The organism is Sporomusa sp. 246TCP1, assembly GCF_057319775.1.
Genome location: NZ_CM170492.1, coordinates 3,784,372 through 3,800,050 on the forward strand (window position 1 = coordinate 3,784,372; position 15,679 = coordinate 3,800,050).

The 15,679-nt window shown below is 43.4% G+C and carries 13 protein-coding genes and 1 other annotated feature; of the genes, 4 read left to right on the top strand and 9 right to left on the bottom strand.

All coding sequences use genetic code 11. The features are described from left to right. Positions 1 to 2: 2 nt before the first annotated feature. Together AC1ECB_RS17875 and AC1ECB_RS17880 are read left to right on the top strand one after the other, a co-directional pair. Complete coding sequence (locus tag AC1ECB_RS17875; protein WP_485665043.1) at positions 3 to 1,106, top strand: GerAB/ArcD/ProY family transporter; 1,104 nt, start codon at positions 3 to 5, stop codon at positions 1,104 to 1,106. Between the two features lie 670 nt (positions 1,107 to 1,776). After that, a complete protein-coding gene (locus tag AC1ECB_RS17880) occupies positions 1,777 to 3,465 on the top strand; it encodes a methyl-accepting chemotaxis protein (protein WP_485665044.1) in 1,689 nt (562 codons plus the stop codon). A 62-nt stretch (positions 3,466 to 3,527) separates the two neighbouring features. Here the strand turns inward: AC1ECB_RS17880 and AC1ECB_RS17885 are convergent, their stop codons facing one another. The 8 genes from AC1ECB_RS17885 to AC1ECB_RS17920 all read right to left on the bottom strand — a co-directional run bounded on the left by AC1ECB_RS17885 (position 3,528) and on the right by AC1ECB_RS17920 (position 12,533). Beyond that, on the bottom strand, positions 3,528 to 3,914 hold the full coding sequence (locus AC1ECB_RS17885; protein WP_485665045.1) for a YkvA family protein: 387 nt from the start codon (positions 3,912 to 3,914) through the stop codon (positions 3,528 to 3,530). Positions 3,915 to 3,969: 55 nt separating this feature from the next. Then, complete coding sequence (locus AC1ECB_RS17890) at positions 3,970 to 5,379, bottom strand: MFS transporter (protein WP_485665046.1); 1,410 nt, start codon at positions 5,377 to 5,379, stop codon at positions 3,970 to 3,972. A 377-nt stretch (positions 5,380 to 5,756) separates the two neighbouring features. Further along, a complete protein-coding gene (locus AC1ECB_RS17895; RefSeq protein WP_485665047.1) occupies positions 5,757 to 7,079 on the bottom strand; it encodes an ammonium transporter in 1,323 nt (440 codons plus the stop codon). A 316-nt stretch (positions 7,080 to 7,395) separates the two neighbouring features. Next, a complete protein-coding gene (locus AC1ECB_RS17900; RefSeq protein ID WP_485669367.1) occupies positions 7,396 to 8,145 on the bottom strand; it encodes an IS1634 family transposase in 750 nt (249 codons plus the stop codon). Continuing rightward, positions 8,136 to 9,188 (bottom strand): IS1634 family transposase, encoded by a 1,053-nt coding sequence (locus tag AC1ECB_RS17905; RefSeq protein ID WP_485665048.1) that lies wholly within the window; start codon positions 9,186 to 9,188, stop codon positions 8,136 to 8,138. The genes AC1ECB_RS17900 and AC1ECB_RS17905 overlap by 10 nt, the downstream gene beginning before the upstream one ends. A 199-nt stretch (positions 9,189 to 9,387) precedes the next feature. Next, a complete protein-coding gene (locus AC1ECB_RS17910; protein ID WP_485665049.1) occupies positions 9,388 to 9,726 on the bottom strand; it encodes a P-II family nitrogen regulator in 339 nt (112 codons plus the stop codon). 331 nt (positions 9,727 to 10,057) lie between these two features. Then, on the bottom strand, positions 10,058 to 11,308 hold the full coding sequence (locus AC1ECB_RS17915) for an S-layer homology domain-containing protein (RefSeq protein ID WP_485665050.1): 1,251 nt from the start codon (positions 11,306 to 11,308) through the stop codon (positions 10,058 to 10,060). 499 nt (positions 11,309 to 11,807) lie between these two features. Next, on the bottom strand, positions 11,808 to 12,533 hold the full coding sequence (locus AC1ECB_RS17920; protein WP_485665051.1) for an HD domain-containing protein: 726 nt from the start codon (positions 12,531 to 12,533) through the stop codon (positions 11,808 to 11,810). 174 nt (positions 12,534 to 12,707) lie between these two features. Further along, positions 12,708 to 12,917, top strand: a binding site (T-box leader). Between the two features lie 45 nt (positions 12,918 to 12,962). Between AC1ECB_RS17920 and AC1ECB_RS17925 the strand changes: the two genes are divergently transcribed. Then, a complete protein-coding gene (locus AC1ECB_RS17925; RefSeq protein ID WP_021169430.1) occupies positions 12,963 to 13,454 on the top strand; it encodes an Lrp/AsnC family transcriptional regulator in 492 nt (163 codons plus the stop codon). Beyond that, complete coding sequence (locus AC1ECB_RS17930; protein ID WP_485665052.1) at positions 13,451 to 14,617, top strand: aminotransferase class I/II-fold pyridoxal phosphate-dependent enzyme; 1,167 nt, start codon at positions 13,451 to 13,453, stop codon at positions 14,615 to 14,617. The genes AC1ECB_RS17925 and AC1ECB_RS17930 overlap by 4 nt, the downstream gene beginning before the upstream one ends. 102 nt (positions 14,618 to 14,719) lie before the next feature. Here the strand turns inward: AC1ECB_RS17930 and AC1ECB_RS17935 are convergent, their stop codons facing one another. Then, complete coding sequence (locus tag AC1ECB_RS17935) at positions 14,720 to 15,673, bottom strand: P1 family peptidase (protein WP_485665053.1); 954 nt, start codon at positions 15,671 to 15,673, stop codon at positions 14,720 to 14,722. Positions 15,674 to 15,679: the final 6 nt, after the last annotated feature.

Here is a 15,679-nt window from a genome sequence, read left to right on the forward strand (position 1 = left end):
AATTGATAGCAAATTTAGAAAAAATATCTCCACTACAAGTCATTCTTTTACTGAGTTTTTGCCGCATAGCTATTGTACTATTATGGTTTAATTTCGCCAACCAGGATGTATGGATTACAGAAATTCTTGCCCTGTTTTACCTTGCAATACTATCTGCTCCTTTATTATTTTTAAGTAAGCAGTTTGCTAATCTAACGCTAATAGAGTATTTACCGATAATAACCGGTAAACTGGTCGGTAAACTACTGGGATCGCTATATATTGTTTTTTTTCTGTTTTTGGCTATCCTTGATTTAGCGTTGTTTGATAACATTCTTAAGCCAATAAATTATCCCGAAACTCCGGATTCTGTCATCGTATTACTGGCGTTAATCTCTTGTGCTTATGGTGTATATCTGGGCCTGGAATCCATTTGCCGGGCGGCGGAGTTTTTTACCCCGCAAATTTTTGCCATCATTTTCTTTTATGCAGTGCTGCAAATCCCTGATATGGATTTCAAAGTATTTCTGCCAATATTGGCTGATTCCACTTTCTTGGAGATTAACTTTCAGGCCTTTATTACGGCTGCCAGAATGAACGAACTTGTAGTTCTTGCTATACTAGCTCCAGCCATTACTAAAAAAGAAAATACAACTATGATTCTTTTCTGGGCAATGATCATTATTATTGTGTTTTCCCTTATAATCATCGTTCCAACGCTTGCAGGCTTAGGACTAGATCTCTCCCAAAAAACCTTTGACCCTTATTATCTCTTTATAAAACAAATCAACATCTATGATTTCATCACCCGCATTGAATTTCTCATTGTTGCCGCCTGGAATATTAGCATGTTCGTGAAAATTTCACTAATGATATATTTGGCAATACTATGTTCGGTTCAAATTTTTGGACTTACAAATCGCAAGGTTCTCATTATTCCCATGGGTATAGTGATATTCATAACTGCTTTAAAAACAGAGATTCTTAGTTCGGTTGTAGTATTCAATATTATTGAATACTATGTACCTTATATCAACTTAATTTTTATGTTTGGCATTCCGGTAATTACGCTGGCTATTTTTTTTCTGAAAAAAGCTATGAAGGTAAAAATTGACTGTAACCATTAAGCTGTGGTACAAAAATATGCTTTTATACATTCGTGCTTTTTGAGAAAACTCCTTCTGTAATAGTCCAGGATAGAATATTTTCGCAATGCCGTTAACTCACCGGAACTGTCTCCCCCTAAGTTTTATTACTATGCAAAGGCTGTGTCGCCTCTATTAACCATATAGAATTTCTTTTGCAATAATATAAATTTCCATATGGCATTTTTGACTACAGAGTTACAAAAATATATAAGTAAATAAAGGATTTTGCAAGGTTTTGCCGAATGATCTAAAAAAATGAAAACTACTAGTAAACGTAATTAGCGAACGAAACGGTGGAAACCTTTGTGAATACTTATTTGCGAGAAGAAGATGAGATTAAAATCTCGCAGAGGCGAGTAGACGAGTTTTGTAAAAAATATCACTTCCCCCCAATAAAGGTACGATCTATTTTGATGCAAGCAAATATCAGGATTTTTCACGCTATTGTAATACCCTATTGGGAAATTGAATTTTTTCTGAATCCCCTTGTCTTACAACGTAGAGGTCGACAGCCAGGGATGGCTAGTCGACTTTTTTTTTGGGGAAAAGGGGGTGTCGTGATGAAAGATACTTGCTAATATAAAACATATGTTTTTCCAAGGTATATGAAATGCAGAAAAAACAGATATTCACTTAAGGAGGAATAGTGATGAAGTTATCGACAAAGATGATCGTTGCTTTTTTAGTAGTAGTTTTGGTGAGTGCCATTGGTTCCACTTATGTATTCTATAAGATTGGCCAAAGTTCCACCAGCATTGAATTTGTTGACCAGTATGCATTGCCACGATTAGACGGGGCCTCGCAAGTGACCGCCAATGCAATTGGAAAAGTTGGCAATGTTAGGGGCTATTTGTTTTTCAATAAACAAAACTATATTGATGAATATCATAAACAAGCCAGAGAAAATGAGCAATTAGAAACTGCGTTAATTAGCGACGTTAAATCAGAGAAGGCACGCGAATTTCTCCAGGAAGTAAAGGCCCTTGATGATAAATATAACGAGGTGTTTGCAAAACGGGTACTGACTTTAAAACAGGCAGGCAAGGATCAGGAAGCCTTACAGGTGGCAGCCGATGAACTAACACCAATAGGATTGGCACTGATAGCAAAATCGAGAGAATATCAAAATTTGGGGGTACAAACAACCAAAAGTGTATTAACGGAAAGTATTCAAGCTTCAAACGCGGCTAGGACTGCTGCCGTTAGTTCCAGTATAATTGCGGCTATCCTAGGTATATTGGTTGGGATTTTTGCAACCAGAATTATCACAAGATCCCTAAAAGTAATGTTATCTTTTAGTCAAGAATTAGCCAATGGCGATTTTCGAGATAAACCGCGGACCTTTGTTAGCAAAGATGAATTCGGTCAATTGGCTGATGCCCTGGTAAACATGCGCAGCAGCCTTCGCACAATGATGAAACATGTTAATGAGTCGGCCGAGCAGGTGGCAGCATCTTCTGAAGAACTAACCGCCAGCGCTGATCAGTCGGCTCAAGCCGCTAGCCAGGTTGCAAGTTCGATTACCGATGTGGCAAAAGGCGCCGAAGAACAGTTGGTTGCCGCCAGCAATGCCTCTGCGGTAGTAGAGCAGATGTCGGCTGGTATCCAACAAATTGCTGCCAACACCAATGAAGTAGCTGAACAATCGGCTCAGGCAGCCAATAAAGCCCAAGAAGGTAATAAGTCGGTGGAAAAAGCGGTAACCCAAATGGCCCAGGTCGAACAGACTGTTACTACCTCCGCTGAGATAGTCACGCAACTAGGTGATCGATCCAAGGAAATCGGACAGATTGTAGATGCTATATCCAGTATTGCCGGACAGACCAATCTCTTAGCCTTGAATGCTGCTATTGAGGCGGCACGTGCGGGAGAACAGGGTCGTGGCTTTGCCGTAGTAGCTGAAGAAGTTCGTAAGTTGGCCGAGCAATCCCAGGAAGCCGCCAAGCAAATCGCCACCTTGATTAATGAAATTCAGTGCGATACCGATAGAGCCGTAGTAGCCATGAACGATGGTACGCGTGAAGTCAAGCTGGGTGCCGAAGTCGTCAACGCTTCAGGACAAGCCTTTCGGGAAATTGCATCTTTGGTAACCCAGGTATCAGCTCAGGTCAAGGAAATATCCACCGCCATTGAGCAAATGGCCATTGGCAGCCAGCATATTGTCGGCTCGGTAAAACAAATTGACGAACTAAGCAAAAAAGCATCTGGGGAAACGCAGACGGTATCAGCGGCAACAGAAGAGCAGTCAGCGTCCATGCAGGAGATCGACTCAGCCAGTCAGGAATTGGCCAAACTGGCTGTGGAACTACGGGAAACTATTAATAAGTTTCAACTTTAGTATCCTAACAAAAAGCTATTTGTCCAGTAATAGACAAATAGCTTTTTTGTATGTTTATTATCTTACTGCATTAAATTACGAACAACCATCACAACGATAACAATCCAGGCCACAGCCGCTACCACAATCACAGCAAAAATATAGGGCATTCGCCGGACCCATTTTTCACTTTGCCGCCGGCTTTCCGTAAGTACCGGCGCGGGCAGTAAATTGGTTAAATACAGCATGGCGCCAGTAAACAGGGTAACGTCATCAGCAATACCTACCAACGGCAAATAATCAGGCAATAAATCAATCGGACTAAACAAATAAACAATCAAGGCCGTCAGTATTCCTTTTAAATAATAAGGAGTTTGCGGATGCCGCCAGGCATAAAATAAAATCACGGCATTTTCCCGCACCATTTTTACCAAGGCCCAAAACTGAAATAAGCGGCCTGTCTTTATCATAGTCTCACCTGCCTACATTTTTATCTATGTCCAAACGACTAGAGGGTGTCACAACTTATTTCCCTGACCGTTGGAAGGATACCAATGCTCCGATAATAGCAAAGGCAGCACCTACCAGCAATGCGGCCTGATACCCATCCATGAAAGCGGCTATCTGCTGCACCTGCGTTGGTTGATTAAAGCCACTAAGGCTGGCGGATCGCCGGTATTCCAGAATAGATACCGCTACCGCTGTGCCGCATACCATACCAAAATTACGTGCTAAGGCATTAATACCGCCCGCCACTCCCAGTTGCCGGAAGTGTACAGCGCTCATTATACTGTTATTATTCGGAGACTGGAATAGGCCATTGCCCAAGCCCATGATGGCTTGTGAGGCCATAATCAGCCATAACTCAGTATTTACCTGCAGCCTGGCGGTTAAAAATAAGCCCAGTGCCAGTATTCCCATTCCAGTAGTAGCTAGCGGACCTATGCCAACCTTATCTGACAAACTGCCGCTCAGTGGAGCAACTACCGCCATAACCAGGGGAAAAGCTGACATAATCAGCCCGGTCTTTGCCGGGGTAAAGGTTAGTATATCATGGAGAAAGTACGGTAGCAGTAACGTGTTGCTAAACATAGCCATGAAAGAGAGCATACCAGCCAAATTGCCTGTTAAGAACTCCCAATTCTTAAATATTGATAATTCCAGCATAGGATAGGTTATTTTTTTTTCCTGCCATATAAAGAGAACGAACATTACCAGAGCAAATCCCAGGCAGGCAAGCGTACTTACCGAAAGCCACCCCCACCTAGTGCCATAGCTTAACGCCAATAAAAAACTAACCATGCCGATTGTAAACAAGGCCGCCCCTAGATAGTCTATTTTTTCCTGCTGTAAATCCTGATCGACCGGCAAAATCAGTCGCACTCCAGCATAGCCAAGCATGGCAATAGGAATATTGACATAAAAAATAGCATGCCAGCCAAAATTATCCACAAGCAGTCCCCCTACCCCCGGTCCACTCAGACTGCCTAACGCTACAATGGTGCCAATCATCCCTAATACCTTGCCACGCTCATTTTGCGGAAAACCCGCCGTAAGTATAGCCATACCATTAGCCATCAATGTGGCGGCGCCAATTGCCTGAATTATGCGAAAACCAATCAGCATACCAATAGAATTAGCCATACCACATAGTAATGAACCTGCGGCAAAGCCGATAAAGCCATAGCCATATATCCTGCGACATCCCAATACATCGCCAAGCCGCCCCACAAGTGGCAGCAAGCTGGTGATTGCCAGCAAATATGCCGTCACCACCCACTGGGCTGTGGGAATATCAGTATGTAATGCCATCGTAATCGGCGGCAAAGCAACATTAACAATCGAAGACGTCATTGTCGATATAAAAATGCCGATACTAATAACACCAAAAATCAACCACTTATAATATGGAAGTTGCTGCAATTTTTCTTGCACCCAGAAACTCCTTTCCCACTATATACAACGCGTTAACAATTTTGGCGGGCAGTGAAACAATTGTCTATTTAGTTTGCCTGCTATTCTTTTGATAAATTCCACTAGAGCTAAGCTATTTCCTTTGCCAACTTACTCCATTTTGACACTCCCGACGGCTAAAGCCGTGGGATTCTTCTATATTCTTCTCCCATACTTATATTGTATAAGTTTCATTGTTGTGCTGCAACAATAAGTTGCGACAAGGCCGCTTTCATCCCACGGCTAAAGCAGTGGGCTTTCAGCTACGTTGCTGTAAAAAAATCAGCATACCCCGTCAAGCAGGATATGCTGATTTGGTCTTTTTTCAATTATACAACTATACAACGTGTTAAAGACTTTTAATTTATCCTATCCTCTGCAAGTTGGTGCTGACCTACCGGTAACGGTCCAATAGTAGATACAGGTCCAAGAGCGGTAAGCGGATTGCACTCCAAATCACTATAAGCGGTAATGCCATGTTCGCTCATATCCAAGCCCTCGGTCTCCTCTTCCACTGACACCCGTATGCCAACTGTCGCCTTAAGGGCAGAAAATAGCATATAGGTAGCGGCAAACCCCCACAACGATACAACGGCTACACCCAAAAATTGCACACCCAGCAGCCCTAAGCCGCCGCCATACAGTAAGCCGCCTTTTTCAGCAAAGATACCTACAGCCAACGTACCAAAAGTACCACATACCCCATGCACAGCAATGGCACCTACCGGGTCATCAGCCCGCAGCCGGTCAAACAGCGGTACGGCAAACACTACCAACATACCGGCAATACCGCCAATAACCATAGCACTAATTGGCTCCATAAAAGCACAGCCGGCCGTTATGGCAACAAGACCGCCTAAGGCACCGTTAATGGCCATACTGGGGTCAGCCTTACCCCACTTTACCGCCGTATACAGAGCAGCAATCGTACCACCGGCGGCAGCTGACAAATTGGTGTTGACAGCAATACGGGCAATATTTAAGTCTAAGCCGGACAAAGTGCTGCCCGGATTAAAGCCAAACCAGCCAAACCATAACAGAAAAGCTCCCAGCGCAGCTAAAGGCAGATTATGTCCAGGCAAAACATGTACTGAACCATCTTTACCAAACTTACCTGTGCGCGGCCCCAATACCAGTACTGCCGCCAAAGAGGCCCAGCCGCCCAATGAATGGACCACTGCTGAACCGGCAAAATCAAGCATGCCAAGCTTATTAAGCCAGCCGCCGTTCCCCCATACCCAATGCCCGGCAATAGGATAAATAACAGCCGTGGCAATAAGCGAAAAAACCAAATAGGGCATGAATTTCATACGTTCAGCCACCGCACCTGACACAATAGTCGCCATGGCAATGGCAAAAGCCGCCTGAAACAGCCAAAACGCATAGACCGGTATTTTTAAGCCTAAATACTCCATATCTCCTTTTAAAAAGAAGCCTGACCAACCAATGACACCGGCTTTATCCAGACCGTACATTATGGCAAAACCTACAGCAAAATACCCTAGCATGCCAACAGTACAATCCATAATAACTTTCATAATAATATTTAACGAATTCTTACTGCGGACAAAGCCGGCCTCCAACGCCGCAAACCCGCCCTCCATCAGAAATACCAGCGCAGCACACAAGAGCACCCAAACCGTGTCAATACCAGCCGCTAATGAATTAATTGATAATTCCACTTTACTCACCTTCCTCAGTAAAATAAAAAACCAGTAATACTAATGCATTAATACATCAGTATTACTGGCTTCATCGCCACAATTTTGTATGAATTTTAGTTATATTATAGCACGATATCCTAATTACACAATACATTTTTAACAATATTTTTTCTGTTATACTACAGATCTGTAATTTCTTCGTCGTCTGTACGTATCCGGTACACATTTTCAATAGGAAAAATAAAAACCCGACTTTTACAGTTAGAAAGATAAAAGAAGTTCATAATTGTTGAATTTACTGGCTTTATTCAAGTTGATTCATATGTAAAATTTGTTATGCTACAGTAATATTTTTCAGGAATTTATTAAATAGCTCCTGCCTCGGATAAATATTGTAAAAACTTGTGCCGAACGTGTCCTGGATTATCTTGTAGTCCATTGCGATTTCATCTCTATCGGAATATGCCAAAGTGTCTACTATTTCCCCTTTTTTGTTTAGCGCTTTTTGAAACGCGATCGCACCGCCGACATCGTCAAGGTGAATGATACCGCCTTTCAAAACCTGGCATGTCGCAGCCCCCAGAGTTCTTGCGATTCGTTCGGCTGACAACGCTTTTTCTCCCATGCGGTGCTGAATGATTCGGATGATGAGAAGGGCGACGAAACAGATCAAGAAATGTGCACGGATATGTTCAATTTTTCTAACGAACACGGGTCTGGCATAAAGATCTGTTTTCATAATCCTAAACGACTGTTCTATCTGCCAAAGACCGCCGTATACCTGCCGCATTTTGCGCTCATCGTAGTCAAGTTCGCTGCTGATAATGCAAAAATAGCCATCATACATCGCGTCATGCTCCGCCTTTTCTAAATTCACACTGCGGAGCTTTTTCGTGTTTCCCAGTATCTCCCCAGTTTCCTTGTCAACGATAGCTTCTTTTGTATATTCGTCGACACCTTTTTTGATACTATAGGCATTGTTTTTGACCGAACGCGCAGCTTTTTCCAGTTTTTCTTCCCGTTTACGCTTTGCCATGTCGGCTTCAGTCTTCTTCCAATATAAAAGTACTTTTCTTACTCGGATTTCTTTTTTCCGTCCTTGTCCTTACCCTCGTATTCTTCTTCGAACAGCTTGTATCTGTAGGTACCCTGTTCGTTTGATGTCCATCCACTTTGATCAAACAGTTTTTCATTGTAGCGTTGTCCTTTTTTCCCTTTTATTATCTGCGAAAAGACAAAACCGTCACCGTTGTTCACAATTGCGTTGATATTCTTCGAAGAGTTGAGGCCTTTATCGGCAACTACAATCAGTCGTCCTAACCCGTACGAATCCTTGACATCCTTCATTGTCGGCTGAAGCGTAAGGGAATCACTTGTATTTCCTGGGAACATCGACATATTGACTGGTAATCCGTTGGAATCCATAAACAACCCCATTGCGACAATAGGGTCAGTGCGGTGTTCTTTCGATACGCCTCTTTTTCGCAGATCCTCTTCGCCATTTGGGAAATCGATCTCGAAGAAATAATTAGTCACATCATAGAATGCATAGGAAAGGTCTCGACCGATCGTTTCTTTAACACGTTCGTTTAAATGCCGTTGCAACTCCACCTCAAAATCTGCGAAGTGGTCAAGCGACCTGTAGACATCTGGCAATGTAAAATCGGTGCACATCCCGTAGAAGCCGTCCTTCAATTGGCATGAGGCGCGTTTTGAATCTGGATGAAGAACTCTTGCCAACACTAAGAATTTAAAAATGTCGCAGGGTGAATACTCCACCCGAAACTTGCGTGATTTCTCAAAGTTCTCGATGAATGAATTGATTTCGAGCAGATTATAAACGGCTTCCAGGAACTTGTATCCGTAGTTCTGTCGCCGATTTTCTTCACCATACATCATCGCATTAGCTGCAACTTCGATTCGTAAGGGAACAGTATCTTTAAAGTTATCATCGAATTTCACTACCATAGCCATGAAAGCTTCGGGATCTGGCTGATCTTCGAGATAACCAAAACTTTTAATCGTACGCTGCTTTGTGGGTAGCCCTGGTCCAGGGCGATACCCTTCGACAACACGGATGTGAGTCTTAATAACGCCGCCACGCTTTACACGATCTTTTTTAATCATTGAATATCACCTCATTTACATTATAGCATATCTGTAGCATAACATAAATAAAAACGCATAAAAAAATGCGGAAGTCCGCATTTTACAAGTAGATTATTTCACTCTGTCTGCTCTCTATGTTCTGCTAACTGTAAAAGTCGGGTTATAGCACGATATCCTAATTACACAATACATTTTTAACAATATTTTTTCTGTTATACTACAGATCTGTAATTTCTTCGTCATCTGTACGTATCCGGTACACATTTTCAATAGGAAAAATAAAAATTTTGCCATCACCAATCTTACCAGATCGTCCCTGTTTAGTGATAGCCATGACTACCGCCTGCTCCAAGTCGTCAGGTATCACTACCTCAATCTTAACCTTTGGCAATAAATTAATAGTGTATTCTTGACCGCGGTACACACCAATATGCCCTTGCTGTAAGCCACAGCCAAATACTTCGGACACGGTCATCCCCCTGACACCGAGCTGAGCTAAATCCTCTTTAACCGCATTCAGCTTATCCGGACGAATGATTGCGTCAATTTTTATCACCCGATTCCCTCCCTAAGTAATACTAGGCAAGCACTGCCAAACCAACTTGCTAACATAATAACATTGTCCTATTACTATTGTGTAACAGACCTGAAAGACAATGTTAAGCTACCGCGAGATTAAATACATGACTGCCTATCGTCAGCTGCTTCAAAAATGTAAACGCCCTACCGTTCATTCCTGTCTGAACTATAGGGCGTTTGCCATATTAAGATCGACATGCTATGGGTTAAGACTCCCTCTATCGGCGGGGCGTTACTTCAAGTGGGGTAGAGTCCTCACCTGAAGAGTCGCTGTTCAACTTTTCTGAACGAGTTCACTTCCGTGAAGCTTAGAACATATACCTTAACTGAGCAGTGAAGTTCTTGGCATTTCTACCGTCATTTTCAGCTTCAAAGTCTTGGTATTGGAGAGTCATAACAGCGTTATTGAACACAGTATATTCAATGCCAAAATCCATACCTTTTACATTGTTCATCATATAGCCTGTAGGGATATTTGTTGCAGTTTCCCAAATCAGGTCACCGGTGCGAGCCAAAAATCCGTTGTCAGCCTTTCTGTAGCCTACCCATAATCCATAAGTATTGGGTTTCGCCCAATCAGCGCCCAGATATTTTACTTGGGCAACCCAGGCTTTTGCGGTGTCGCCATTCAATAATTTAGCTGCATCGGAGTCATTTTGCCCATATTCAGCAGTAATCCCGATATTTTTTATCCCTTTATACCCAAAACCAGCGGCCCAGGTATCATTGAATGTTCCATGGCCAGCTAAACCTAAACCAAATGGTGCAAGATTTTGTGACTTAGTTTTTGCATAAACTAAAGTCATATCAAGATTCTTATTAATGTCATAAGCTACATTGGCGCCGGCAAGATTTATATCTGCCGAACCAAGATCATGTTTAAACGCGACGCCAGTCACTTTAACTTTATTGCCAACAGTTACAGTAACGCCATCCTGGTTAGCGCCCCAACTATAAACAAGACCTTTACCAAGATTAATGCCCTGGCGGCCAAACGTAAAATTCTTACCAGCTAAATAAGCCTGGTCCAAGCTATTATTTGCGCTAGACCCCCATTCACTTTCTGCGAAATAACGACCCTTAAAAGTTAAATCTTTCGTTAATGGTGCATCCATATACAACAGCAATCGATTTTTTAATGCGGTTTTATCTCCGTTTGTCGGTTCATCAACATATTCATACCATTCACGGACCTGGCCGGTAATTTTAATATTTCCGACTTTGTTTTCCAGATTAGTTACACGAACGCCTAGGTTATTCAATTCTTGGGCATATTCATCAGCTAACTTATTTATGAGAGCTTTGTATTCGGCATCCGCTTTGTCTGAATTTGCCATTGCCTTACCGACGATTGCCGCCATTTCGTAACGGGTAATGGTTCTGTCACCCTGAAAACTTCCGTCAGGATAACCACTAATAATACCAGCGTTAGTTAATTTGTTTACTGCGTCATATGACCAATGCTTAGCAGGAACATCGGCAAACGGATTGGCGAAAGCAGTGCTGGCAATTCCTAAAACAAACACTAGTACCAGGGTAATAATCATCCTCTTTTTCATGTGATTCCCTCCTAGTTTTTTCTTACCTTTGGTAGTCTCTGAGTTTGAAGAATGCCGAGAGTTTCTTATTTCCTCAGACTATATTCTCCTTAAACTCATGTCTATCACTGATGCGGGACTACTAATGGCTAACCGAGGTTGCACCTCCTTTCCCATAGGAAAGATCACTCGCAATAGATCTTATTCCTACGATCACATTTAATGGATATTATTCCCTATAAAAACCAAATATCCTGCTAGTTTTTATTGAGTATTCTCTATTTTCGGAAAAATTTAAATATTAAATTCCCTGTATTTTCTGAAATCAAAAAAGAGAGGCTGATTTTTACACAAGCCTCTCTTTTTGCATAACCGAAGACCTCCCGTAATTATACGGGAAAGGTGGCATATCTTTATCTTAGTACGTGAGTCAAGACTCCCGCCTCTACAGGCGGCGTTAATTCAGGTGGAGTAGACTCTCCATCTGAATCCCCAATGTTTCAGCTATGCTGAAACGAGTTCACTTCAATCTGTTATCAATATATTCGTTTAGAGTTGCTTTGATAACGCTGCAGTCTTCGTTGTCAGGCAGGGCTGCCAGCTGCCGCTTTAAATGGCCTTCTTCTACCAGTTGTGTTAATGTCCAGTCGAAATTGATATCATAAAACCAGCTTAACCGAATGAGCCGCTTATCGGCCAGAGTCTTAACATCGGTATAGGATAAAACGCCGCCAGTCTTCAACTGCTCAATCATTATGGGAGAATAATCATGGTTAGCCTGGATCGGTGGTAAAACCCGAAAAATATCCAGTTTATCGGCATCGCGGATTATTTTGGCAAACAGCTCATTCTCCGGCGTTGCCGGCGCAATGGACATTTTGTTATGAGCTATAATGGCAAATGTAATCGCCGTCTGCTCAACTGGTGAAAACTCCTGCAATAGTCCTGTTTCCGCCAGCATCACGGCACCTACATTGCCGTGATCGAAGGACTCGGCATCCACAAAGGTACGATATTCAGTGACCTGCTGAAAGCGAGCAAGATCATGGAATAAGCCAATGACTTCAGCCAGAGTTTGTTGACGGGCCGTCAGATTGGCATACTGAGCAAGTTTTACAGTATTGTCTGCCACCCGTTTGCTATGCTCCTCTTTCAGCAGCACACGCTCCATAATGAATTTGTCATCAGTATAATAGGTATGGATATATTTCTCCAACCATTGATATAAATAGTTTAGTTCAGTCATTACTGCTCCCCCTTCGCTGATTATTATACCACACCTAAGCAAACCATTTTGGCAGAATGAAAAAACATGTCAGCGGACCTGTCCCTTATGACAGTGAATAACTAATTTAATAAAACTGATAATTTACCTTGCTCTAGCTCGCTTTTTATGGTATTCTATAAAAAACTTAACAACCACATTGTGATGATAGGGAAAGTATCATATCCGTCTTACCCGCAGAGAGTCGGCTAGGGTGAAAACCGATGGAAGACGAGTATGAGAAAGCCACCCTTGAGCTGTAAGCTGAAAGTGAGTAGGCCTTACCGTACCTGGCGTTAACAGGATCAAGCGAGCCTTGTGGCTAATTTAGGTGGTACCGCGGGAACTAATAATCTCGTCCTTTTACGGACGGGATTTTTTTATTTGTAAAATTAAGGGAGGCAATTACTTGTGAAAGAGTCATTAAAAGAATTATTAGTCCAATTGGAAAAAGACTGTACGCAACCTATTGAACAACTGGCTGTCATGCTCAAAAAATCAAAAGAAGAAGTAGCTGCACAAATCAAACAGCTTGAAGATGAAAAAATTATTGTTAAATATCAGCCTATTATCAATTGGGAAAAAGCCGGTGAAGAAAAGGTGACTGCCATCATTGATGTTAGAATCACCCCCCAGCGCGAAGTCGGCTTTGACTCCATTGCCGAACGCATCTACCGTTTCCCTGAGGTGATTAACCTCTACCTAATGTCCGGCGACTATGATTTAAGCATTATGGTAGAAGGCCATACCCTTAAAGAGGTATCTAAATTCGTATCTACCAAGCTATCTACCATTGACGGCATTATCAGCACGACCACCCACTTTATGCTCAAACCCTACAAATATGCAGGTGTAATTATAAATGATCGGGAAACTGATCACCGGTTGGTGGTGTCGCCATGAGTTGGGCTGACCGTCTGTCACCAACTGTTAAAGCAGTACCTCCTTCAGGTATTCGCCGTTTCTTCGACATTGCGGCTGAAATGAAGGGCGTTATTTCGCTAGGTGTCGGCGAACCTGACTTTATTACCCCCTGGCATATTCGTGAGAGTTGTGTCCATGGCCTGCATCAGGGCTATACTTCTTATACCTCCAATTACGGTCTGCTTGAACTCAGAGAGGAAATTGCCCGCAGTATCTACAATGACTATCAGGTCATCTACGATCCGCGTACAGAAGCCTTGGTCACTGTCGGAGTCAGCGAAGCCTTGGATCTGGCTGTTCGCGCCCTGTTAAGTCCTGGTGATGAAGTACTCATTCCCGAACCCTGTTATGTTTCTTACAAAGCTTGTGTCACATTGGCCGGCGGCCACCCTGTGCCGGTTCCGACCAAAATGGAGGATGAATTTCGCGTTACCGTGGAACAATTAGAAAACCTGGTAACCCCCCGCACCAAAGTCCTCTTAATCGGCTATCCGAACAATCCAACCGGCGCTATCATGCCTAAAGAAGAATTAACTGCTATTGCACTGTTTGCCTTAAAACATGATTTAATTGTTATTGCTGATGAAATCTATGCCGCATTAACCTATGATGGCACCCACACCTGTTTTGCCAGCCTACCTAAGATGCGTGACCGGACCATTTTGTTAAACGGCTTTTCTAAGGCCTATGCCATGACCGGCTGGCGGATTGGCTATGCCTTGGCTAACCCTGATTTTATTGCGGCTATGAACAAGATCCATCAATACACCATGCTCTGTGCACCCATCACCGCCCAGTTGGCGGCCATCGAAGCCCTCCGGCACGGTAAGGATAAAATGGAAAGCATGGTGGCTGAATATAACTGTCGCCGCCAGCTTATGCTGAAAGGCTTACACCAGCTTGGTCTCAAATGCTTTGAGCCTAAAGGAGCTTTCTATATCTTTCCTTCCATTAAAGAAACCGGCCTGACCTCGCTAAAGTTTGCCGAAGAACTGTTAAAAACTGAAAAAGTGGCTGTAGTTCCTGGTGATGCCTTTGGCGAAAGCGGCGAAGGCTTCATCCGTTGCTCTTATGCTTCCTCGGTTAGTAACCTCTCGCAAGCACTGGAGAGAATTGGTCGTTTTATTAAGCAGTATCACTAGGAAATTAGCAAGAGAAAATACAAAGGCGGGATTGCATCACTGCGAGCGCAGTTTGGCAATCCCGCCTTTTCGATTTAGTTAATAATGTTAAGTTATACTGGCTTAGATATCTCCACAACACGTAACTCCGGCCAACGACCTGGCCTGAGTCACTGCCCGGAGTACAGCCTGCTCAACCGCCCTGGCGGCCAATACGCCGACAATATTGATATCGACCGCAACCTGACCGGTTCCTAATGCAAAAATAGTATCGCCATCAAACAGCGTATGTGCCGGACGAATAGTTCTGGCATAGCCATTATGAGCCATCGACGCTACCTTGGTGGCCTGCCCTTTGGTCATAACCGCATTAGTAATGATCGCACCGATGGTGGTATTACCGGCAAACCGATTGCCTGGTTTTTCCTGCTGGGCAAGCAAACCCTCCTCACAGTTTAAAAATGCAAAAGGATTCGTTTGAAAGGCACCAGCCACAATACTGCCATTAATAGGATTAACTACATCTCCCAGACAATTGACGGCGACAATAGCACCTACCATTAGACTGCCTGTACCCAGGCACACTGCCCCAATACCGCCCTTCATAGCATGCTCGGCGCCAAAAATTTTTCCAACTGTCGCCCCTGTGCCGGCACCTACCGAGCCTTCGGCCAATTCCTGCCTGCCAGCCGCCTGACAGGCCTCATAGCCCATACACTTATCCGGGCGTATCCGATAATCGCCGCAAATTAAGTCAAACAGCACCGCCCCGACCACAATCGGCACCTTGGTGACACCAACATCAAAACCGCTGCCCTGCTCCTCCAAGTATTGCATGACCCCTGCTGCCGCATCCAGACCAAAAGCACTGCCACCTGCCAACAAAATGCCATGTACCTTGTCCACATAGTTTACCGGATTAAGCAAATCCGTTTCCCGCGTGCCTGGCGCACCACCACGCACATCCACACCGACAGTTGCGCCCTCAGGGCAAAGGATGACCGTACAACCAGTGGCTGCCACCGGATTGTCAGCATGGCCAATACGTATTCCAGGAATATCTGTTAATTTTGGCATGTTCAT